Genomic DNA, 19,742 nt, shown 5'->3' with positions numbered 1-19,742 from the left:
TCACACCTGTCAGACGTGAACGAAGGACCAGACGGCGGGGATCAGGCTCAGCAGCGTCACCCCGGCCAGCAGCCGTTCGCGCCCGCTGAGCCGCTGTTCGGCGCCGAGCTGGCGACGGCTGTAGAGAAACAGCAGCAGACCCGGCCCGTAGAGCAGAAGCGACAGCAGCAGGTACTCCACCCCGGCGGCGTAGAGCAGCCAGAAACCATAACCGCTCGACACCAGCGCCACCACCCGCATCAGGCCGCGGCCCTGCCCCCCCTTGCCACTGAAGACCAGCTTGAGCAGGAAGAGGCCGATGAGCAGGTAGGGCACCAGGATCATGGAGGTGGAGATGAGCAGCAGGTTGGTGTACCCCTTGCCAAGCAGCCACACCAGCAGCAAGCAGCCCTGCACGGTCAGGCTGGTGAGCCAGAGCGAGGCGATGGGGGTGCCGTTGCGGTTCTCGCGCCGGAAGATGGCCGGGAAGGCCCCGTGACGCGCCGCACTGAACGGCACCTCGGCCGAGAAGAGGGTCCAGCTCACGTAGGAGGCGAGCACCGACACGATGAGGCCGGCGCTGATGAGCAGCTTGCCCCAGGAACCCGTCATCTGGGCCATCAGTCCCGCCATGGAGGGGTTGGGCAGGGCCGCAAGCTCCGGGCGGCTCAATATTCCGAGCGCCAGCACCGAGATGAGCACATAGAGCAGCAGCGCCAGCACCACACCGAGCACGGTGGCGGTGCCCACGTCCCGCTTGTTTCTCGCCCGGGCCGAGAGCACCGCTGCCCCTTCGATGCCGGTGAAGACCCAGAGGGTGATGAGCATGGTGTTGCGCACCTGCTCGGAGACCGGTACCGCCAGGGTGCTGCCCTCCTGATCCGCCGCAAAGGTGACCGGATCGAACCAGTAGCAGGCGAACAGGATGAACAGCAGCAGCGGCAGGCTCTTGGCCAGGGTCGCCACCAGATTGAACAGGGCCGCCTGCTGCACGCCGCGGGCCACCAGCAGGTGCACCGCCCAGAGGATGCAGGACTCGCCGATGAAGGCCGCCAGGGTGTTGCCCTCGCCAAACCAGACCCGCTCCGGCGTGTCGACGAAGCTGCCCAGCGCCGCGAAGGCGATCACCAGATAACCCACCACGCCGATGGTGGCACAGAGCCAGTATCCCCAGGCGGAGAAGAACCCCACCAGCTCGCCAAAGCCGGCTCGGGCATAGCTGTAGATGCCGCCGTCGAGCTCGGGTTTGAGCCGCGACAGGTAAAGGAAGCTCATGGCCAGCGCCAGTATGCCGACCCCGGTGACGGCCCAGCCGATAAGCACGGCGCGAGCGCCCGCCACATCGGCCATGTTCTGGGGCAGGCTGAAGATGCCGGCCCCCACCATGGAGCTGAACACCAGCGCAGTGAGGGACCAGAGCCCGATCTTGCTCTCTTTCATGGGCGCTCCTTAACGCAGCCGGCTGGCCAGCGCCTCGATGTGTTCCGGGCCGATGCCGCAGCAGCCGCCGATGAGGTTTGCCCCGGCTCTGCGCCAGCGCTCGGCCCAGCCGAGGTAATCCAGCGGCCCCAGATCGCCGCGGATCTCGTCCAGACCGTCATTGGCAGTCGCCTCCTTGGGCTGGGGCGGGAAGGCGTTGGCATAGGCGCCGAGGCGAACGTCGGTGCGCCCCTGAACCTGCAACGCGGCGACGGCCACCTTGAGCGCCCCTTCAATCACCTCGGGCTGGCAGCAGTTGAACAGGATGGCATCCACCCCGGCCGACGCCAACGCGGTCACGGCATCCGCCACCCGCTCGCCGGAGCGCAGGGTGGGCTCGCTGCCCGGCGCCTCGTCTTCCAGAGTAAAGGAGACCCAGAACGGCTTGCCGTCCTCGGGCAGCAGGGCCTTGAGGGCCAGGGGCTCGGCGATGAGGCTCATGGTCTCCGCCAGCCAGAGATCCACATGGGGTGACAGGGCACGGATAAGCGGTGTCGCCAGCTCGCTCACCCGCTCGGCCTGATAGAGGTCCGCACGATAGGAGCCAAAGAGCGGCGGCAAGGAACCAGCCACCTTGACGGCTCCCCCCTGCTCGTCGGCCACGTCTCGGGCCAGTTGCCCGGCCAGAGCCGCAAGTGCCTCCCCTTGGGCGGCAAAGCGCGCCTCGCCGATATGGAAGGGCACCAGGGCATAGCTGTTGGTGGTGATCACCCGGGCACCGCTCGTCGCATAGGCCTGGTGTACCTCGCGCACCGTCTCGGGCGCTTCCATCAACGCCAGCGCCGACCACTCCGGTTGACGGAACGGCGCACCACGCCGCGCCAGTTCACGGCCCATACCGCCATCGAGTACCCACAAATCCTGCTTGTCCATCTCTGTCTCTCTGCGTCTCCCCGCCATGACGGGTGTTTATTGTGTGAAACCACATTAAGCCATCAAAACATCTAGACGGCTAGAAATCCCAAATATCATGACCCAAAGTAGAACAAGAGGCAATCGGGGGCTACGAACAAATCCGGGCAAGCTCAGGATGATGGCGGCAAAGGGAGGTCTCCCCGGCACAGGCATCACCTGGCCAGGCACTGAAACGACAAGAGGCCACCCCGGGGGGTGGCCTCTTGTGAAACAGGGGATCAAGGCGGGCACAGCCGCCGATAACCAGGGGCTCAGCGCCCGGCCAGCACCCGCTTGGTCTGCTTGACCCAGTCGGAGACCCGGCCCTGCTGGGGATAGCCCTGCCAGATCTGCTCCCACTGGGCGGGGCTGAGGGGGCGGCCCAGCCGACGCTGCACCCCGGCATAGAGGTAGTCGTGGGCCGTGGTGCGTGCCTGGGCCGAGGTGAGGAACTTGGCAACAGGGTCAGTGAGACGCACGTCCCGCATGCCGAGCAGCGGATAGTCGCTGTGTACCGCCGCCAGCATGGTCTCGCGCATGGCGGATTCGATGTAACCCCGGGCAAACAGGGCGGTGACCGATTCAAGCGACCCTTGATCCGGGCCGTGATACTCCTCGTCGAACACCGGGCTGGGCTCTGCCACGGCGCTTTGCACCACCGCATCGGGATCCTGCTGCGGGACCACCACGGTAGGCTGGGGAGCGACGGGTTTGACAGGCGTCACCGGCTTGCGCGGTGCGCTCTGGCTGCAGGCACCCAGTGCCAGGGCGAGCGCCACACAGGCCAGCGCACGGGAATGAGTCTTCATCTTCATGATTGCTAACGAACTCCTTTAGGATTCCTGAGCGGGCTTCTCATTGCTCGCAGGTTCTACCCGGGTGACCAGCAACTGGTCAATCTTGTAACTGTCGATGTCCACCACTTCGAACTTGTAACCGGCATATTTGACCGAGTCGGTGCGCTTGGGGATCTTGCGCAGCATGTACATGATGAAACCGGCGATGGTCTCGTAGTTCTGGTTTTCCGGGAACTCCTCGATGTCGAAGGCGCGCATCACGTCGGAGATGGGGGTCACCCCGTCCACCAGCCAGGAGTTCTCGTCCCGCTGGACGATCTGCTCTTCCACCACGTGGGTGGCCCACTCCCCCATGACGGTACTCATCAGGTCATTCATGGTGACGATGCCCACCACCAGGGCGTATTCGTTCATCACCACCGCAAAATCGCCGCGATGGTTCTTGAAGTACTCCATTGCCTCGTAGAGGTTGAGGGTGTCGGGAATGATGATGACGTTCTGCACCAGGGAGCCGCTGTTGAGATCGATGCTCTGGCCGCTGATGACGCGGATCAGCAGCTCCTTGGCATCCACGAACCCCTTGATGCTGTCGAGGTTGTGGTCGCACACCAGGAACTTGTTGTGGGGGTGCTCGGCGATCTTCGCCTTGATGCTCTCCTCCCCCTCTTGCAGGGTGAAGTAGATGAGGCTCTCCCGCGCCGTCATGGCGGAAGTGACACCCAGAGACTGGAGCTCGAACACGTTCTCGATGAGCTGGTGCTCCTCGCGCTGGATGACACCGGCTTCGGCACCTGCATCCATCACCGCATAAATATCGTCGGAGGTGATCTCGTCGTTGCGCACCATGGAGATGCGCATCAGCCGGAACAGGCCGTTGGCCATGCCGTTGAACAGCCACACCAGCGGCATCAACAAGGTGACGCACAGCATCATGGGACGCACCACCACCACGGCGATCCGCTCGGGCATGGTCATGGCAAGGCGCTTGGGCATCAGGTCCGCTATCAGGATGAACATGCCGGTGACGAAGACGAACGAGGCCGCGGAGCTAATCTGGCCGAGCCAGGGCCCCTGGTAGAAGCCGGCTATCAGCTCCCTGATGGCGGGATTGAGGGCGGATTCCCCCAGGATACCGCCGAGGATGGCGACGGTATTGAGGCCTATCTGCACCACGGTAAAGAAGTTGCCCGGCTGGGCCTGCAATGCCAGCACCTTCTCGGCGTGGCGGTTGCCCTCGTCGGCCATCACCTGCAACTTGATCTTGCGGGAGGCGGCAAGGGAGATCTCGGAGAGTGAGAAGAACACGCTGCCGGCGACCAGCAGCATCAGAAAGAACAAACTATCGGCAAAACTCATGATTAACCTATTGCTACAGCCGCCTTAGCACAAGACGGCAAACTGGGCCCGGGAAACCGGACCGTGACTCCATCCGGGACTCACACAGGGGCCATATTCTAGCAGAAAAGCGCCCGCTGGGTGGCGTTATCTTGAACTGCCGTGCCATGCAATGAAAAAGGCGCTCAAAGCGCCTTTTTATTCAATCAGAGTTGGATTCCCGTCGTGCAGCCGCGACGGGAGCTCCACCCAAGGCGCCCCATCAGCCCTTGCCGAGCAGATCGCTCAGGTCATCGGCCTTGGTGTGACGCACATCCTTGCCCTTGACGTAGTAGACGATGTACTCGCAGATGTGCTGGCAGCGATCGCCGACCCGCTCGATGGCCCGTGCCGCCCAGAGCACGTTGAGCACCTGCGGTATAGTGCGGGGATCTTCCATCATGTAGGTCATCAGCTCGCGGATGATGGACTCGTATTCGCGGTCCACCTTGTCATCTTCCTTGTAGACCGCCAGGGCGGCATCCAGATCCATGCGGGCGAAGGCGTCGAGCACGTCGTGGAGCATCTTGATGGTGCGACGCCCCATGTTCTCCAGCGACACCAGCGGCGGCTGCGGCTTGTTGGCGTTGTCGGTCAGCATGCGGGCAATCTTGTCCGCCACGTCGCCGATCCGCTCCAGATCCGTGATGGTCTTGATGATGGCCATCACCAGCCGCAGGTCGGACGCGGTGGGCTGACGCTTGGCGATGATGCGGGTGCACTCCTCGTCGATCGCCACTTCCATGGCGTTGACCTTGTGGTCGTTGGCCACGATCTTGCGCGCCGCATCCAGATCCTGGCCATGGATGGCGGCGATGGCGTCGGTGAGTTGCTTCTCCACCAGCCCCCCCATCACCAGTACCTGATTGCGCACGCTCTCAAGCTCGGCATTGAACTGACCGGAGATGTGTTTGTTGAGGTTCATATTGTCCATACCAGTAATCCTTGTTGCTCCGATTATGCCTTAGCCGTTGAACTGACTGCCAATCTGTTTGTTGATGCCCATCTTGTTCATCTCAATCACCCTTGTTGCACCAACATGCCTTAGCCGTTGAACTGACTGCCAATCTGCTTGTTGATGCTCAACTTGCTCATCTCAATCACCGACATCCCTTAGCCGTAACGACCGGTAATGTAGTCTTCGGTCTTCTTCTTGGCCGGGGTGGTGAAGATGGTGTTGGTATTCGAGTACTCGATGAGTTCCCCCATGTACATGAACGCGGTCTGATCCGAGACCCGCGCCGCCTGCTGCATGTTGTGGGTCACGATCACCACGGTGAACTGGCTCTTGAGCTCGTTGATGAGCTCCTCAATGGTGAGGGTGGAGATGGGGTCCAGCGCCGAGGTCGGTTCATCGAGCAGCAGCACTTCCGGCTCGATGGCGATGGCACGGGCAATCACCAGACGCTGCTGCTGACCGCCGGAGAGACCAAAGGCGTTGTCATGCAGACGATCCTTCACCTCCTCCCACAGGGCGGCACCGCGCAGGGAACGCTCGGCGGCCTCGTCCAGGGTACGGCGGTCATTGATGCCCTGCAGGCGCAGGCCGTAGACCACGTTCTCGTAGATGGACTTGGGGAAGGGGTTGGGGCGCTGGAACACCATGCCCACCTGTCGGCGCAGGGCGGAGACATCCACACTCTTGTCATAGATGTTGTGGCCGTGCAGCTGGATCTCCCCCTCGATGCGGCAGATCTCCACCAGATCGTTCATCCGGTTGATGCAGCGCAGCAAAGTGGACTTGCCGCAACCGGACGGGCCGATGAAGGCGGTGACCTGGCCCTTCGGGATCTTCATGTTGACGTTGAACAGCGCCTGCTTGTTGCCGTAGTACAGGTTGAGATCCTTCACCTCCAGCGCAGTCTGCTCCGGGGTCAGGTTGAGCAGGTCGGTGGCGGTGTGCGGGGCCGAACTCGGTGTTACGTTGATCATCTGTTTACCTCAAATTCTCTTGGTGGCAGCGGGCAAACGTCTTGCCCGCTGCCGGAATATCTGGTTGGCAGGGAAGGCCCCTGCCCGTCTCTGTAATGACTGGATTAATGTTCCAGCGACCGGAATTTCTCGCGCAGGTGGTTACGAATACCGATCGCCGTCAGGTTGAGGCCGACGATCACCGTCACCAGCAGGAAGGAGGTGGCGTAGACCAGAGGACGCGCCGCCTCGACGTTCGGGCTCTGGAAGCCCACGTCATAGATGTGGAAGCCCAGGTGCATGAACTTGCGCTCCACATGCAGGTACGGGAAGTTGCCATCCATCGGCAACGTGGGAGCAAGCTTCACCACCCCCACCAGCATCAGCGGCGCCACCTCGCCCGCCGCACGGGCGATGGCCAGGATAAGGCCGGTCATGATGGCCGGGCTTGCCATGGGCAGCACGATGCGCCACAGGGTCTCGGCCTGGGTGGCACCCAGCGCCAGCGAACCCTGGCGAATGGTGCTCGGGATCCGGGCCAGCCCCTCTTCGGTGGAGACGATCACCACCGGCAGGGTCAGGATGGCCAGGGTCAGGGCTGACCAGATGACACCAGGGGAGCCGAAGGTCGGGCTCGGCAGCGCTTCCGGGTAGAAGAGGCGGTCGATGCTGCCCCCCAGGGTGTAGACGAAGAAGCCCAGACCAAACACGCCGTAGACGATGGAGGGCACCCCCGCCAGGTTGATCACCGCGATGCGGATGATCTTGGTCAGGCTGTTCTTGCCCGCGTACTCGTGCAGGTAGACCGCCGCCACCACCCCGAGCGGGGTCACGATGATGGCCATCAGGATCACCATGAAGACGGTGCCGAAGATGGCCGGGAAGACGCCGCCCTCGGTGTTCGCCTCCCGGGGGTCATCGGAGACGAACTTGCCTATCTGGTGGAACCAGTGACCCACCTTGGCCATCAGGCTCATGTCGTTGGGCCAGACCACATCCAGCACCCGGGACATGGGCATGGTCACCAGTTCGCCGCGCATGTCCTTGACGGTGATGCTGTCTCTGTCCGCCTGGGTACGCAGGGAGAAGAGCTCTTTTTCCAGCACCTGATAACGATCGTTCAGGGCCTGACGCTCGCTCGCCAGCTCGGCTTTAAGCTGATCGGTCAGCTTGTCATCCAGCTCGGCCTTGCGCTCTTTCAGGCGCAGGCGCTCCAGCTGGTAGTTGATGCTGCCGATGGCCCCTTTTTGCAGGTCGTTGGCTTGGCTTGAGAGGCCGTTGGCACGGGCCAGCACCCGCTGCAAGGCGGGATGCAGATCCGTGGTCAGCTCCTGGCCATCTTCCTTCACCGAGGTGATGTAACCATAGAAGTTGCCGTTGGTGGCGCGTTCCACCATGGCGAGCTCCGCTGGCTGGGTGCGCGATTTGATATCGGTCTCCAGCACCCAGCGAAAATCGAGGTCGACGAACTCCCGGTTGCCGGTCTTGACCAGATAACGGGTAATCTCTTCGCGATCCTCCCCTTCCAGCGCCTGGCCGGCGGCGCGTAGGCGCTCCACCGGCACCAGCTCCCGGTCGTTGATCTCGCCAATCAGGACGCTCTTGTTGCCGCTTGCATCTTCAAGTTGCCACTCATAGATGGGATGGGGCCAGAAATAGACCAGACCACGCCAGCCAATCAGCAACAACAGACCCAGTACGGCCACCAGACTCAGGCTGACGGCGCCCCCCGTCATCCAGATCCAGGGGGCCCCCGATTTAAACCACTTACCCATTGTCGATTCCTTAGTCCTTACAGAGAGCTGTACTTTTCACGCAACCGCTGGCGGACGAATTCGGCCAGGGTATTGAACAAGAAGGTGAACACAAACAGCACGAAGGCGGCGAGGAAGAGCACCCGGTAGTGGGAGCTGCCCACTTCCGACTCCGGCATCTCCACCGCGATGTTCGCCGCCAGGGTCCGCAGCCCCTGGAACATGGAAAAGTCCATGATGGGGGTGTTGCCGGTGGCCATCAGCACGATCATGGTCTCGCCCACGGCGCGGCCAAGGCCCATCATCACCGCCGAGAAGATGCCCGGGCTCGCGGTGAGGATCACCACCCGGCTCAGGGTCTGCCACGGGGTCGCCCCCAGCGCAAGCGAGCCCTGGGTCAGGTGCTTGGGCACCGAGAAGACCGCGTCTTCGGCGATGGAGAAGATGGTGGGGATGACCGCAAAGCCCATGGCGATACCGACCACCAGGGAGTTGCGCTGGTCAAACTTGATGCCCATGTCGTGGGTCAGCCAGATGCGCGAATCACCGTGCATGAAGGCGTTCTCGATGATGGGGCTCAAGGCGAAGGCGCCCCATCCGATGAACAGCAGCACAGGGATGAGCAGGATGGCGTGCCAGCCTTCCGGCAGCCAGGTGCGGCCGCGCTCCGGCAGATAGTTCCACACCAGGGCGGTGAGCAGCATGCCCATGGGCAACAGGATCAGCAGCAGGATCACCCCGGGCAGGGCCCCTTCGATGATGGGCGCGAGCCACAGACCCGCCAGGAAGCCGAGGATGACGGTCGGCAGCGCCGCCATGATCTCCACCGTCGGCTTGACGTATTTGCGCAGCCCCGCCGACATGAAGTAGGCGGTGTAGATGGCACCGGCGACACCCAGGGGCACCGCGAACACCATGGCATAGAAGGAGGCTTTCAAGGTACCGAACACCAGGGGCACCAGGCTCAGCTTGGCTTCGAAGTCGTTGCTGGCGGAGGTGGACTGCCACACGTACTGGGGCTCGGGATAGCCTTCATACCACACCTGTTGCCAGAGGGCAGACCAGGTTACCTCGGGGTGATCGTTCTCGACGTCAAAGACCTTGAAGTCATCCCCCTGCTGGGTCAACAGCAGGTTGTGGCGAGGAGAGATGGCAACGGCAGCCAGGTTGCCCCCGTCAATCTTCTCGCCAAGCAGCTTGGCTTCGCCGGTGGCATGGAAGAAGTTGATGGTGCCGTCGCTGCCTGCGCTGATGAAGCCCTTGCGAAAGTGCTCGGGGGTCAGCAGGGCGACCGGCGCATCGCCCTTGAAGTCACGGATCTGGGTGAACTGGCGCTTGCCATCCTTTGCCACCTCGAACCACTGGGAGATGACGCCATTGTCGTTGCCCACCAGCAGGGAGGACGCACCGGAGAGCAGGGCCACCTGAGTCACGCTGGCATTGGGGGCGTTGATCTCCATGACATTGCGCAGGGAGATGTCGCTCAGGTTGTGGATGTCATAGACCGACAGGCGGTTGCCCTCGCGCACGAACAACAGGCGCAGGTTCGGGGTCAGCAGCATCTGGTCAACATGGCGTGGCAGGGACGGAATGGTGTAGGTCTGGTTGCTCCACTCGATTTCGCCGGAGAGGAAATTCTCCTCGCCGCTCATCACCATCAGCACACCACGACCATCTTCGGTCACGGCCGCAGTCGCCATCTTGTCCTTGGTCGCCTCGAAGACCATGCGCGTCAGCGCCTTGCCCTGGGGATCGATTACCACGGGGGTCTCGCCGAAGGGATATTGCAGGCTGGGCTCAATGACGCGAACGTCATTGGGATAGGAGATCTTGAAATAGGGTTGCACCACCTGAGCCTTGCCGTCGGCAAACCCATAGGCGATGAGTTTCTGGCCCGGCGCAGGCGGCGCGACCGCCGTGATCTCGCCGTTCACCTGCGCCTCGCCAATCACCTGTCCGGTCTTGATCTTGCCATCCGGTTGCACGGCAAAGAACTTGACCTTCCCCAGGTCGCTGAAGCGGTAACCTATCTCGTTTTGCTCCTCGACCCCGAGCCAGGCGGTCTTGCCCTTGATGGGCAGGGTGAAGGAAGCGGTGCTCTCCATGCTGGCGCCATTGAAGATGGGCTTCACCACATAAAGCAGGTAGAAGAAGATAAGCAACAGCGCCACCAGCACCAGGGCTCCCCCTGTGGTGACGCCATATTTGGCCAATTTATCCTTGATCCGGCGTTTTCGACTGCCCGCCATGACCAGATTTAACGATTCCGATGACATGCAAGACCTCAATGTGAGCTAGGCTTGGCGGCATTATATGGCGGATGCATGACAGTTTTGTTACATCAACAGCGGCAAAGAGCGCAGGCTTCATCGGGGGTGTGGCAGTTGGTATTCGGGGGGAAGCAGGCCGCCGGTCTGGCAGTGAAATAAAAGCAAACGGGGCCATCAGGCCCCGCTGTCATCTTGAGGAAGCGCCTCTTTCGCGGCGAGTCTGGCCGCCTTCTTCTCGGCGCGGCGCCGTTTGAAGAAATCCGACAGCTGGGCCGAGCAGGCGTCGGCGAGCACCTCCCCCGTCAGTGCCACCTGGTGGTTGTGGCGGGGATCCAGCAGGATATCGAACACAGACCCTGCCGCCCCCGTCTTCAAATCCCGGGCACCATAGACCACCCGCTTGACCCGGCTGTGGATGAGGGCGCCGGCACACATGCAGCAGGGCTCCAGCGTCACATAGAGGGTGGTGTCGAGCAGGCGATAGTTTTCAAGCTGCTTGCCCGCTTCCCGAAGCGCCATCACCTCGGCATGGGCACAGGCGTCGTGCTCGCTGATGGAGCGATTCCACCCCTCTGCCACTATCTTGTCCCCCAGCACCAGCACGGCGCCCACCGGGATCTCGCCTATCCCCTCTGCCCTGGCTGCCAGGGCCATGGCATGGCGCATCCAGCGTTCGTCCTGCTCGCGCTGGCTGATCTGTGCTGCAACTTCAGATGGTTTCACGCCCTGATCCTCTCGTCGATATGATGTCGGCTTGCCTGGCCCCTGCACGGCATCGGCCGCGTACTCCCGGATTGCTGCGTCCCGGCCCTGGGCACACCGGGCCCCTTCCCCCTCGCGCTGGCCGGTAGCCGGTAGCCCACGGCAGAAGATGCTGTCAATGAAAGAGAGGCCAAAGGCCCCGGCGACATCGGAACGCCCCGAGTTGGGTGTTCGCCACCCTGTGCCCGCCTAAGGGGGCGGCGATTATGCCAAAACTCCGGCCGGGGCCCAAGTTGCATCTTGGCTGAACAATAAAGAAGCAGTCGGCATCTCCCTGATAAAAAAGGAGTTGCGCCCGCCAAATCATCCGATTAGACTTCCTCCCCGTCAGCCGAGCTGACTCCGTCGGTGTGTAGCGCAGCCAGGTAGCGCATCTGCATGGGGTGTAGAGGGTCGGAGGTTCGAATCCTCTCACACCGACCAAATTCCCCGAAAATAGCCCAGTCAAACGACTGGGCTATTTTTTGCCTGCACGCCCGACGCTTGCCTCTTTTCCTCTCGCCTCCCCCGTTCATTGGGTCGCCGCTTTTTATTGGCATGAATTTTATACAGAACCACTTGAAGCTTTCATAAAGTGCCGCTAGGATACGCAACTTTTCCGCCGGCCATAAAAACAGGGAGGTGGACACTAGGGTGATGGAATCACCGACCGGCTTGCAATCAATGAGGCAAGCATCCATGACCCAAGCTGTTGACTCCCAGCCCGTTCAGCCCCTGATCTCCCCCACGCCCTCCGAGCTCGATTCCGCAGAGCACGGGTTTGGCAGTTCAGTGCACCTTGATGTGATCGATCTCGCCGCCCCGGATGAAGATTACTGAGACGAGCCCGTGCCATAGTGCGGTTCAAGACGCCGGTTTTGCTGTCCGGCACCACCCTTGACCCCGGTCAACAGACCGCCACCGCAAATAACGACAAAATGCTATTTTTTCTTCAAAAATCAGTTTAATTGACCATCTTCTGCGCCCCAACCTCCCTCTCCTTCATGGACACGCCTTGATACAAACCTACGTTATTGCTCGTCATTTCCCTCTCTCCTGTTCGCCTTCGTCATTTTGACCCAATTTGACATTTTAGTTTTAAACACCAGTTCACTACCCGGTCACTTCATAGCCCTCATGCAGGCTGGATTGAACGAAGGCATTTCATACAGCTGTTTTTGCAAAGCTTGGAGTAATGTCGGGATTTGTTTTTGCATTTGTAATTTTATTACGTAATTAGTTACATTTTTAACCCATCCCCTCTACCGAAATCCTCCCCCCTGCCGCCCCGGCGACCCAAGAGCATAACCATCTGCAAAGAGCTTTTACACTAATCACATAAATCAATTTAAAACAGCATCTTAACTATCATCAAAAAACACCCGTTTTAAAAATCAAGTTGACGAATCCGCCATTCTTTTGCACCTTATGAATCGTGTTACCCCGCTGTTACGGGGAGTTTGAAAGAAAGGGATATAGACGTTAGTCGTAGTTAATAAATTCAAAATGTAACTTTTGGAGGAGTACCCACTATGTCGGCACCGGCCCAGACCATCAGCAGCACCCGCCTGCGCATTCAAAGCGAGATGCTTCCCGATTACGCGCAGATCCTGACGCCGGATGCGGTGGCCCTGGTGTCCGAGCTGGTGGAACGTTTCGCTCCCCAACGCAATGAGCTGCTAAAGCAGCGAGTCGCACGCCAGGCCCGTATCGATGGCGGCGAGTTGCCGGACTTCCTGCCAGAGACCGCCCATATTCGCGATGGTGAGTGGACGGTGCGCGGCATCCCCGCCGATCTGCAGGACCGCCGTGTGGAGATCACCGGCCCGGTCGAGCGCAAAATGGTGATCAATGCCCTCAACGCCAACGTCAAGGTCTTCATGGCCGACTTCGAGGACTCACTGGCCCCAGCATGGAACAAGGTGATCGAGGGCCAGATCAACCTGCGCGATGCGGTCAACGGCACCATTGCCTACCAGAGCCCGGAGGGGAAGGCCTATACCCTGAATCCCAACCCGGCCGTGCTCATCTGCCGGGTTCGCGGTCTGCATCTGCCGGAGAAGCACGTCACCTTTGATGGTGCCCCCATTCCCGGCGGCCTGTTCGACTTCGCCCTCTACTTCCTGCACAACCACAAGGCGTTGCTGGCCAAGGGATCCGGTCCCTACTTCTACGTACCCAAGCTGCAGAGCCATCTGGAAGGGCGCTGGTGGAGCGAGGTGTTCGCCTGGACCGAGGACAAATTCGGTCTGCCCCGCGGTACCATCAAGGCTACCGTGCTCATCGAAACCCTGCCGGCGGTATTCGAGATGGACGAGCTGCTCTATCAGATGAAGGATCACATCGTCGCGCTCAACTGCGGTCGCTGGGACTACATCTTCAGCTATATCAAGACCTTGAAGAACCACCCGGATCGCGTCCTGCCGGATCGTCAGGTGGTGACCATGGACAAGCCGTTCCTCTCTGCCTACTCGCGGCTGCTGATCAAGACCTGCCACAAACGCGGCGCGCTGGCGATGGGGGGCATGGCCGCCTTTATTCCGGCCAAGGACGCGGCAGTCAACGAACAGGTGTTTGCCAAGGTGCACGCAGACAAGCAGCGCGAGGCCGACAACGGCCACGATGGCACCTGGGTCGCCCACCCCGGTCTGGCCGATACCGCCATGGCGGTGTTCAACGCCACCATTCCGGCGGGTGCCCAGAACCAGATCGGCGTGCTGCGCGAGCAAGATGCCCCCATCACGGCCGCCGATCTGCTGGCCCCCTGTGAGGGTGATCGCACCGAGGCGGGCATGCGCACCAATATCCGCGTCGCCCTGCAATACCTGGAAGCCTGGATCAACGGCAATGGCTGCGTGCCCATCTACGGACTGATGGAAGATGCCGCCACCGCCGAGATCTCCCGCACCTCCATCTGGCAGTGGATCCGCCACGGCAAGAGCCTGTCGAACGGCCAGGTGGTGACCAAGGCGCTGTTCCGCCAGATGCTGGCCGAGGAGCAGGAGGTGGTCAGAGGCGAAGTGGGCGAGGCCCGCTGGCAATCGGGCCGTTTCGCCGAGGCAAGCGCCCTGATGGACGAGATCACCTGCGCCGACACACTCATCGATTTTCTGACGCTGCCCGGCTACGAGCGGCTGTGAGACCCGGGCCGGTAACGGCCCCCATAACAAGTCAATGGAAACGTGAAATCAATGAAAGAGGGAACTGATATGGCACTGACCCGTGAGCAACAGATCCAGGCTATCGAGAAAGACTGGGCAGAAAACCCCCGCTGGAAAGGGATCAAGCGCGGCTACAGCGCCGAGGACGTGGTGAACCTGCGTGGCAGCCTGCAGCCGGCACACACTCTGGCCCAACGCGGCGCCGACAAACTGTGGGAGCTGATCCACGGCGGCGCCAAGAAAGGCTATGTAAACTGCCTCGGCGCCCTGACCGGCGGCCAAGCGGTGCAACAGGCCAAGGCCGGCATCGAAGCCATCTATCTCTCCGGCTGGCAGGTGGCGGCGGACAACAACCTCTCCTCCACCATGTACCCGGATCAGTCCCTCTACCCGGCCAACTCCGTCCCCTCCGTGGTGGAGCGCATCAACAACTCCTTCGCCCGGGCTGACCAGATCCAGTGGGCCAACAAGGTTGGACCAGAGGACAAGGGCTTCATCGACTACTTCCTGCCCATAGTAGCGGATGCGGAAGCCGGTTTCGGCGGCGTGCTGAACGCCTTCGAGCTGATGAAGGGGATGATTGAAGCGGGCGCCGCCGGCGTGCACTTCGAAGATCAGCTCGCGTCCGTGAAAAAGTGCGGCCACATGGGCGGCAAGGTACTGGTCCCGAGCCAGGAAGCGGTGCAAAAGCTCATCGCAGCCCGTCTGGCAGCCGACGTCTGCGGCACCACCACCCTGGTGATCGCCCGCACCGACGCCAACGCAGCGGATCTGCTGACCACGGATGCCGACCCCTACGATGCCGGCTTCCTGACCGGTGAGCGCACCAGCGAGGGCTTCTACAAGGTGCAGGCCGGCATCGAGCAGGCCATCTCCCGCGGCCTGGCCTACGCCCCTTACGCCGACATGGTGTGGTGCGAGACCGCCAAGCCCGATCTGGACGAGGCGCGCAAATTTGCCGAGGCCATCAAGGCCCAGTACCCGGACAAGATCCTGGCCTACAACTGCTCCCCGAGCTTCAACTGGAAGAAGAACCTGGACGATGCCACCATCGCCCGCTTCCAGCAGGAGCTCTCCGACATGGGCTACAAGTACCAGTTCATCACCCTGGCGGGTATCCACAACATGTGGTTCCACATGTACGAGCTGGCCTACCAGTACGCCCGTGGCGAGGGAATGAAGCACTATGTCGAGATGGTGCAGCAGCCGGAATTCGCCGCCGCCGAGCGGGGCTACACCTTCGTGGCACACCAGCAGGAAGTGGGTACCGGTTACTTCGACAAGGTGACCACCGTCATTCAGGGCGGCCAGTCGTCGGTGACCGCGCTGACCGGCTCGACCGAAGAAGATCAGTTCCACTGATAGCTGTGTAATGCTCGCAAACAAACCCCGGCCAAGTCCCGGGGTTTGTCGTTATGGGGCTTAGAACCTATCCCAGTAGGCGTAATCGTTGAAGGCAGTTTGAACACGGACAGCGCGCAGAAACCGGAGCGTACTGTAGTACGTGAGGATTTCGAGCACTGCCCAGGTTCAAAATGTCGAATAAGATAGCCTAATGGGATAGGTTTTCAGAGCTCGAGTATCTCTTTGACAAAGGGAATGGTCAGCTTGCGCTTGGCACGGAAGGAGGCGTTGTCGAGACGATTGAGGGTGGCAAGCAGGGTGCGCATGTCGCGGGAGAGGCGGTTGAGCAGGAAACGGCCCACGTCGATGGGCAGCTTGAAACCCCGCAGCTCGGCGCGCAGTTGCAGGGCGCTGAGTTTGCCCTCGTCGTCCAGCTCGTCGAGGTGGAAGCTCACACCCCAGTCGAGACGGGACGCGAGATCCGGCAGTTGCAGCCCCAGCTTGCGTGGCGCGCTGCAGCCGGTAACGATGAGCGTCCCCTCCCCCTTCTCCTTCCAGCGATTGTAGAAGTCGAACAGGGCCCGCTCCCACAGGGCGTTGCCGGCGATCGCCTCCAGGCTGTCGAGACAGACCAGGGGCAGGCTCTCCAGGGCATCGAGCATGCTGGGGTCAAGCTGTTCGAACTGATCGAGGGAGAGATAAGCCGCCGCCGCGTCGCGGGCGTTGACCTCGGCACAGGTGGCATGGAGCAGATGGGAGCGGCCCGACCCCTTGGCTCCCCAGAAATAGAGGAAGGGTGAGCCCTGACCGATGGCCGCATTCTTGAGGGCGGTGATCAGATGGGCGTTGTTGCCGGGATAAAAACTGACGAAGGTTTCATCATCCGGTAGTTGTACGGCTAAAGACAGTTGGGCCGGTTGCTTCACTCGTTGGGCTTTGACTGTGATATTTGCGGGCAAGTGTATCACCAGCGGGGCAGATAGAGAACCGCCCGGACCATGCCGGGCGGTCAGGATCCTTCCCCGGGATCAGGGCTGCGACCATTGATAGCGCAGGCCGCTCTCGTTGTCTTCCACCTGATGCAGGCGGCTCTCCAGTTGCAACCCCCTCACCAGCTCGGCCTTGTCCCCCTGCAGCGAGAGGTTGAAGGTCACCTTGTCCCCTTCCAGCTTGCCGATGGCCACCTTGGTGACACTGGCCATCCCCTGCAGCAGCTTCTGGATCTGGATCATGCCATCGATATCGGACAGCCCCTCCACCACCAGGGTCTGGCTGGAGGCGACACCGGAGAGACGGGTACCGTACTGCTGCACCAGCCAACCGGCAAGGGCATCGGCAAAGCCCTTTGCCACCTCGGCCTGGGTACCTGAACCCGAGCCCTTGGTCAGCTCGGTCAGCTCTCCTGCCTGCGCCCCCGGCTTGGCCCCATAAAGACCCCAATCGATTCTCCAGGCCTCCCCCTCCGGGGTGAGTTTGCCGAGCACCACCATTTCAGCGCCGTAACGCTGGCTCGCCTTGAGCACGGGATCGGCAAAACGGCCCCAGACATCGGTGGCATTGACCGCCATGTTGTCATCCAAGTCCATCAGCGGGAGACTGACCGGCAGCCCCATGGCCTGGGTCTGGGCACGCAGCGCCTCGGACCAGCCATCGCCGGACTGATCCGGCAGAATGCGCCGCTCCCCTTCGTCGACCACCAGCCAGATGGCGACCTGCGGCCGCACCGGGCCAAGCAGGGCAAACTTGCTCTGGCCGACCAGGGCGTTCACCTTGGCCACATTGAAATCCGCCTTGAGAAACTTGACCGAGCCGATGTCCTGATAGCTGTATTGCTGCACGTAATCCGCCGGCGCCGCCAGGGCCTTCACCACATCCGGCTGGGTGAGGATATCGCGCTTGCCCGTCACCTTGACGAGCACATCCCCCAGCGCCTGGGACTGGGCGGCCGTCATGTCGCCACTGGTGGGAGCCTTGCCCTGATAGAGGTCGGTTACCTGGGCGGCCGATACCACGAGTGGCAGACAGCAGCAGAGGAGAGTCGCTAAGCGTTTCAGCATAAAGAAGATTCTCGAAATGGGGGATGGTGCTTATGGTAGCGGCAAGGCGCGCATGGCAGCAAGCAAAGGGGGGAGAAACAGCGGAGCCGGCATGGTGCCGGCTCCGTTTGCGCGCCTTGGGCGCGGCGATGGGGTGATGCTTACTTGGTGCCGAAGATCTTGTCGCCGGCATCACCCAAGCCCGGGACGATATAGCCCTTCTCGTTCAGCCCCTGGTCGATGGAGGCACAGAACAGCTCCACGTCCGGGTGAGCGGCTTCCAGCGCCTTGATGCCTTCGGGGGCGGCAACCAGCACCAGCACCTTGATGGACTGGCAACCTTTCTTCTTGAGCAGATCGATGGTGGCGATCATGGAGCCGCCGGTGGCCAGCATGGGGTCGATGACCAGGGCCAGACGCTCTTCGATGTTGCTGACGATCTTCTCGAAGTAGGGGACAGGCTGCAGGGTCTCTTCATCGCGATAGATACCGACCACGCTGACGCGGGCGCTCGGCATGTGCTCCAGCACGCCGTCCATCATGCCAAGACCGGCGCGCAGGATGGGCACGACGGTGACCTTCTTGCCCTTGATCTGGTCGACTTCCACAGGGCCGTTCCAGCCATCGATGGTCACTTTTTCGGTTTCGAAGTCAGAGGTCGCTTCGTAGGTCAACAAACTGCCCACTTCCTTGGCCAGTTCACGGAAACGCTTGGTGCTGATGTCGCCTTCGCGCATCAGGCCGATCTTGTGCTTGACCAGGGGGTGTTTGACTTCAACGACTTTCATTATTATCTCCTCTAACCGGCGCCAAAAAAATCGCGGAATCATACAACAAAAGCCACGGCTTGTAGAGCTTTTCGATTCAAAAACGCGCAAACGATTTTCTTTCTGGTTTTTCATGCCCGCTGGTAGAATACGCCCCGAATTTTACCCTCCACTTCTTTATATGACGGGGAATACGCGTGACTGACAAAACCTCACTGAGCTACAAGGATGCTGGCGTAGATATCGATGCCGGCAATGCACTGGTTGAACGTATCAAGGGCGTGTCAAAACGCACTCGTCGTCCTGAAGTCCTTGGTGGTCTTGGCGGCTTTGGGGCCCTGTGTCAAATCCCTGCTGGCTACAAGGAACCGGTACTGGTCTCCGGTACCGACGGGGTGGGCACCAAGCTGCGTCTGGCCATCGACCTGAAGAAGCACGACACCGTGGGGATCGACTTGGTCGCCATGTGCGTCAATGACCTCATCGTGCAGGGCGCCGAGCCCCTCTTCTTCCTCGACTACTATGCCACCGGCAAACTGGACGTGGACACTGCCGCTGCCGTGGTCACCGGCATCGGCGCCGGCTGCGAACAGTCCGGCTGTGCCCTGGTCGGCGGTGAAACTGCCGAAATGCCTGGCATGTATGAAGGGGAAGATTACGACATCGCCGGTTTCTGCGTCGGCGTGGTGGAAAAGAGCGAGATCATCGACGGCAGCAAGGTTGGCGAAGGGGATGCCCTGATCGCCCTGGCCGCCAGCGGTCCCCACTCCAACGGCTTCTCCCTCATTCGCAAGATCCTGGAAGTCTCCAAGGCCGACGTGCAGCAGCCGCTGGGTGACACCACCCTGGCCAACGCCCTGCTGGAGCCGACCCGCATCTATGTGAAGCCCGTGCTCAAGCTCATCAAGGAGTGCGAGATCCACGCCCTGTCCCACATCACCGGCGGCGGCTTCTGGGAGAACATCCCGCGCGTGCTGCCCGCCAACACCCAGGCTGTCATCGACGAGCAGAGCTGGCAGTGGCCGGCGGTGTTCAGCTGGCTGCAACAGGCAGGCAACGTCACCCGCCACGAGATGTATCGCACCTTCAACTGCGGCGTCGGCATGATCATCGCCCTGCCGGCGGATCAGCTGGACAAGGCACTGGCCCTGCTCAAGGCCGAAGGCGAGAACGCCTGGCACATCGGCCACATCGCCAAGGCGGCCGATGGTGAGGAGCAGGTCATCATTCAATGA

16 protein-coding genes and 1 tRNA gene are annotated in these 19,742 nt (G+C 61.3%); 5 read left to right on the top strand and 12 right to left on the bottom strand.

Features of this window, described 5'->3' with window-relative positions:
- Positions 1 to 9 precede the first annotated feature (9 nt).
- From ACB037_RS06730 to tadA, 9 genes are all read right to left on the bottom strand, one after another.
- Entirely contained in the window at positions 10 to 1,419 is a 1,410-nt protein-coding gene (locus ACB037_RS06730; protein WP_043153853.1) for a basic amino acid/polyamine antiporter, read from the bottom strand.
- A gap of 9 nt (positions 1,420 to 1,428) precedes the next feature.
- Positions 1,429 to 2,331 (bottom strand): homocysteine S-methyltransferase family protein, encoded by a 903-nt coding sequence (locus ACB037_RS06725; RefSeq protein WP_039040257.1) that lies wholly within the window; start codon positions 2,329 to 2,331, stop codon positions 1,429 to 1,431.
- 293 nt (positions 2,332 to 2,624) lie between these two features.
- Positions 2,625 to 3,167 carry a hypothetical protein gene (locus ACB037_RS06720; protein ID WP_221365615.1) on the bottom strand — a complete coding sequence of 181 codons (543 nt, stop codon included), beginning with the start codon at positions 3,165 to 3,167 and terminating at the stop codon, positions 2,625 to 2,627.
- Positions 3,168 to 3,185: 18 nt separating this feature from the next.
- Complete coding sequence (locus ACB037_RS06715) at positions 3,186 to 4,505, bottom strand: hemolysin family protein (RefSeq protein ID WP_041213150.1); 1,320 nt, start codon at positions 4,503 to 4,505, stop codon at positions 3,186 to 3,188.
- A 241-nt stretch (positions 4,506 to 4,746) separates the two neighbouring features.
- On the bottom strand, positions 4,747 to 5,457 hold the full coding sequence (gene phoU, locus ACB037_RS06710; RefSeq protein WP_029314752.1) for a phosphate signaling complex protein PhoU: 711 nt from the start codon (positions 5,455 to 5,457) through the stop codon (positions 4,747 to 4,749).
- Positions 5,458 to 5,636: 179 nt separating this feature from the next.
- Positions 5,637 to 6,455: a phosphate ABC transporter ATP-binding protein PstB gene (gene pstB / locus ACB037_RS06705; protein WP_010675264.1), complete on the bottom strand. Its 819-nt coding sequence runs from the start codon at positions 6,453 to 6,455 to the stop codon at positions 5,637 to 5,639.
- Positions 6,456 to 6,559: 104 nt separating this feature from the next.
- Positions 6,560 to 8,209: a phosphate ABC transporter permease PstA gene (pstA, locus tag ACB037_RS06700; RefSeq protein WP_042017560.1), complete on the bottom strand. Its 1,650-nt coding sequence runs from the start codon at positions 8,207 to 8,209 to the stop codon at positions 6,560 to 6,562.
- A gap of 17 nt (positions 8,210 to 8,226) precedes the next feature.
- Positions 8,227 to 10,464 (bottom strand): ABC transporter permease subunit, encoded by a 2,238-nt coding sequence (locus ACB037_RS06695; protein ID WP_201969344.1) that lies wholly within the window; start codon positions 10,462 to 10,464, stop codon positions 8,227 to 8,229.
- 168 nt (positions 10,465 to 10,632) lie between these two features.
- The gene (gene tadA / locus ACB037_RS06690) at positions 10,633 to 11,181 is read right to left on the bottom strand and encodes a tRNA adenosine(34) deaminase TadA (RefSeq protein WP_080770013.1); all 549 of its coding nucleotides are present in this window, start codon (positions 11,179 to 11,181) and stop codon (positions 10,633 to 10,635) included.
- Positions 11,182 to 11,566: 385 nt separating this feature from the next.
- On the opposite strand from tadA, the gene ACB037_RS06685 reads away from it, so the two are divergent.
- From ACB037_RS06685 to aceA, 4 genes are all read left to right on the top strand, one after another.
- Positions 11,567 to 11,643: transfer RNA gene (locus ACB037_RS06685), tRNA-Pro, on the top strand.
- Positions 11,644 to 11,898: 255 nt separating this feature from the next.
- On the top strand, positions 11,899 to 12,039 hold the full coding sequence (locus tag ACB037_RS06680) for a hypothetical protein (RefSeq protein ID WP_010675269.1): 141 nt from the start codon (positions 11,899 to 11,901) through the stop codon (positions 12,037 to 12,039).
- Positions 12,040 to 12,731: 692 nt separating this feature from the next.
- Positions 12,732 to 14,339 (top strand): malate synthase A, encoded by a 1,608-nt coding sequence (aceB, locus tag ACB037_RS06675; protein ID WP_371175060.1) that lies wholly within the window; start codon positions 12,732 to 12,734, stop codon positions 14,337 to 14,339.
- 69 nt (positions 14,340 to 14,408) lie between these two features.
- Positions 14,409 to 15,722, top strand: a complete 1,314-nt coding sequence (gene aceA / locus ACB037_RS06670) for an isocitrate lyase (RefSeq protein WP_041214877.1) — start codon at positions 14,409 to 14,411, stop codon at positions 15,720 to 15,722.
- Positions 15,723 to 15,928: 206 nt separating this feature from the next.
- Here the strand turns inward: aceA and hda are convergent, their stop codons facing one another.
- The 3 genes from hda to upp form a co-directional block, all read right to left on the bottom strand.
- Positions 15,929 to 16,630 (bottom strand): DnaA inactivator Hda, encoded by a 702-nt coding sequence (gene hda / locus ACB037_RS06665; protein ID WP_010675272.1) that lies wholly within the window; start codon positions 16,628 to 16,630, stop codon positions 15,929 to 15,931.
- A 102-nt stretch (positions 16,631 to 16,732) separates the two neighbouring features.
- On the bottom strand, positions 16,733 to 17,761 hold the full coding sequence (locus ACB037_RS06660) for a DUF2066 domain-containing protein (RefSeq protein ID WP_336566802.1): 1,029 nt from the start codon (positions 17,759 to 17,761) through the stop codon (positions 16,733 to 16,735).
- A gap of 140 nt (positions 17,762 to 17,901) precedes the next feature.
- Entirely contained in the window at positions 17,902 to 18,528 is a 627-nt protein-coding gene (gene upp, locus ACB037_RS06655) for a uracil phosphoribosyltransferase (RefSeq protein WP_005302745.1), read from the bottom strand.
- Between the two features lie 176 nt (positions 18,529 to 18,704).
- On the opposite strand from upp, the gene purM reads away from it, so the two are divergent.
- Positions 18,705 to 19,742 carry a phosphoribosylformylglycinamidine cyclo-ligase gene (purM, locus tag ACB037_RS06650; RefSeq protein ID WP_010675274.1) on the top strand — a complete coding sequence of 346 codons (1,038 nt, stop codon included), beginning with the start codon at positions 18,705 to 18,707 and terminating at the stop codon, positions 19,740 to 19,742.

It is taken from the genome of Aeromonas sp. S19(2024) (genome assembly GCF_041402625.1).
Classification (GTDB): domain Bacteria; phylum Pseudomonadota; class Gammaproteobacteria; order Enterobacterales; family Aeromonadaceae; genus Aeromonas; species Aeromonas caviae.
Note: the sequence above shows the minus strand (reverse complement) of the source record. Positions and strands in the feature narration are given on the sequence as shown.

Bases quoted from the DNA above. Each gene is read 5' to 3' on its own strand.
- phoU (WP_029314752.1), bottom strand. From the start codon at position 5,457: ATGGACAATATGAACCTCAACAAACACATCTCCGGTCAGTTCAATGCC.
- pstB (WP_010675264.1), bottom strand. From the start codon at position 6,455: ATGATCAACGTAACACCGAGTTCGGCCCCGCACACCGCCACCGACCTG.
- aceB (WP_371175060.1), top strand. From the start codon at position 12,732: ATGTCGGCACCGGCCCAGACCATCAGCAGCACCCGCCTGCGCATTCAA.
- ACB037_RS06725 (WP_039040257.1), bottom strand. From the start codon at position 2,331: ATGGACAAGCAGGATTTGTGGGTACTCGATGGCGGTATGGGCCGTGAA.
- ACB037_RS06730 (WP_043153853.1), bottom strand. From the start codon at position 1,419: ATGAAAGAGAGCAAGATCGGGCTCTGGTCCCTCACTGCGCTGGTGTTC.
- ACB037_RS06715 (WP_041213150.1), bottom strand. From the start codon at position 4,505: ATGAGTTTTGCCGATAGTTTGTTCTTTCTGATGCTGCTGGTCGCCGGC.
- upp (WP_005302745.1), bottom strand. From the start codon at position 18,528: ATGAAAGTCGTTGAAGTCAAACACCCCCTGGTCAAGCACAAGATCGGC.
- ACB037_RS06680 (WP_010675269.1), top strand. From the start codon at position 11,899: ATGACCCAAGCTGTTGACTCCCAGCCCGTTCAGCCCCTGATCTCCCCC.
- ACB037_RS06660 (WP_336566802.1), bottom strand. From the start codon at position 17,761: ATGCTGAAACGCTTAGCGACTCTCCTCTGCTGCTGTCTGCCACTCGTG.
- pstA (WP_042017560.1), bottom strand. From the start codon at position 8,209: ATGGGTAAGTGGTTTAAATCGGGGGCCCCCTGGATCTGGATGACGGGG.
- aceA (WP_041214877.1), top strand. From the start codon at position 14,409: ATGGCACTGACCCGTGAGCAACAGATCCAGGCTATCGAGAAAGACTGG.
- ACB037_RS06720 (WP_221365615.1), bottom strand. From the start codon at position 3,167: ATGAAGATGAAGACTCATTCCCGTGCGCTGGCCTGTGTGGCGCTCGCC.
- ACB037_RS06695 (WP_201969344.1), bottom strand. From the start codon at position 10,464: ATGTCATCGGAATCGTTAAATCTGGTCATGGCGGGCAGTCGAAAACGC.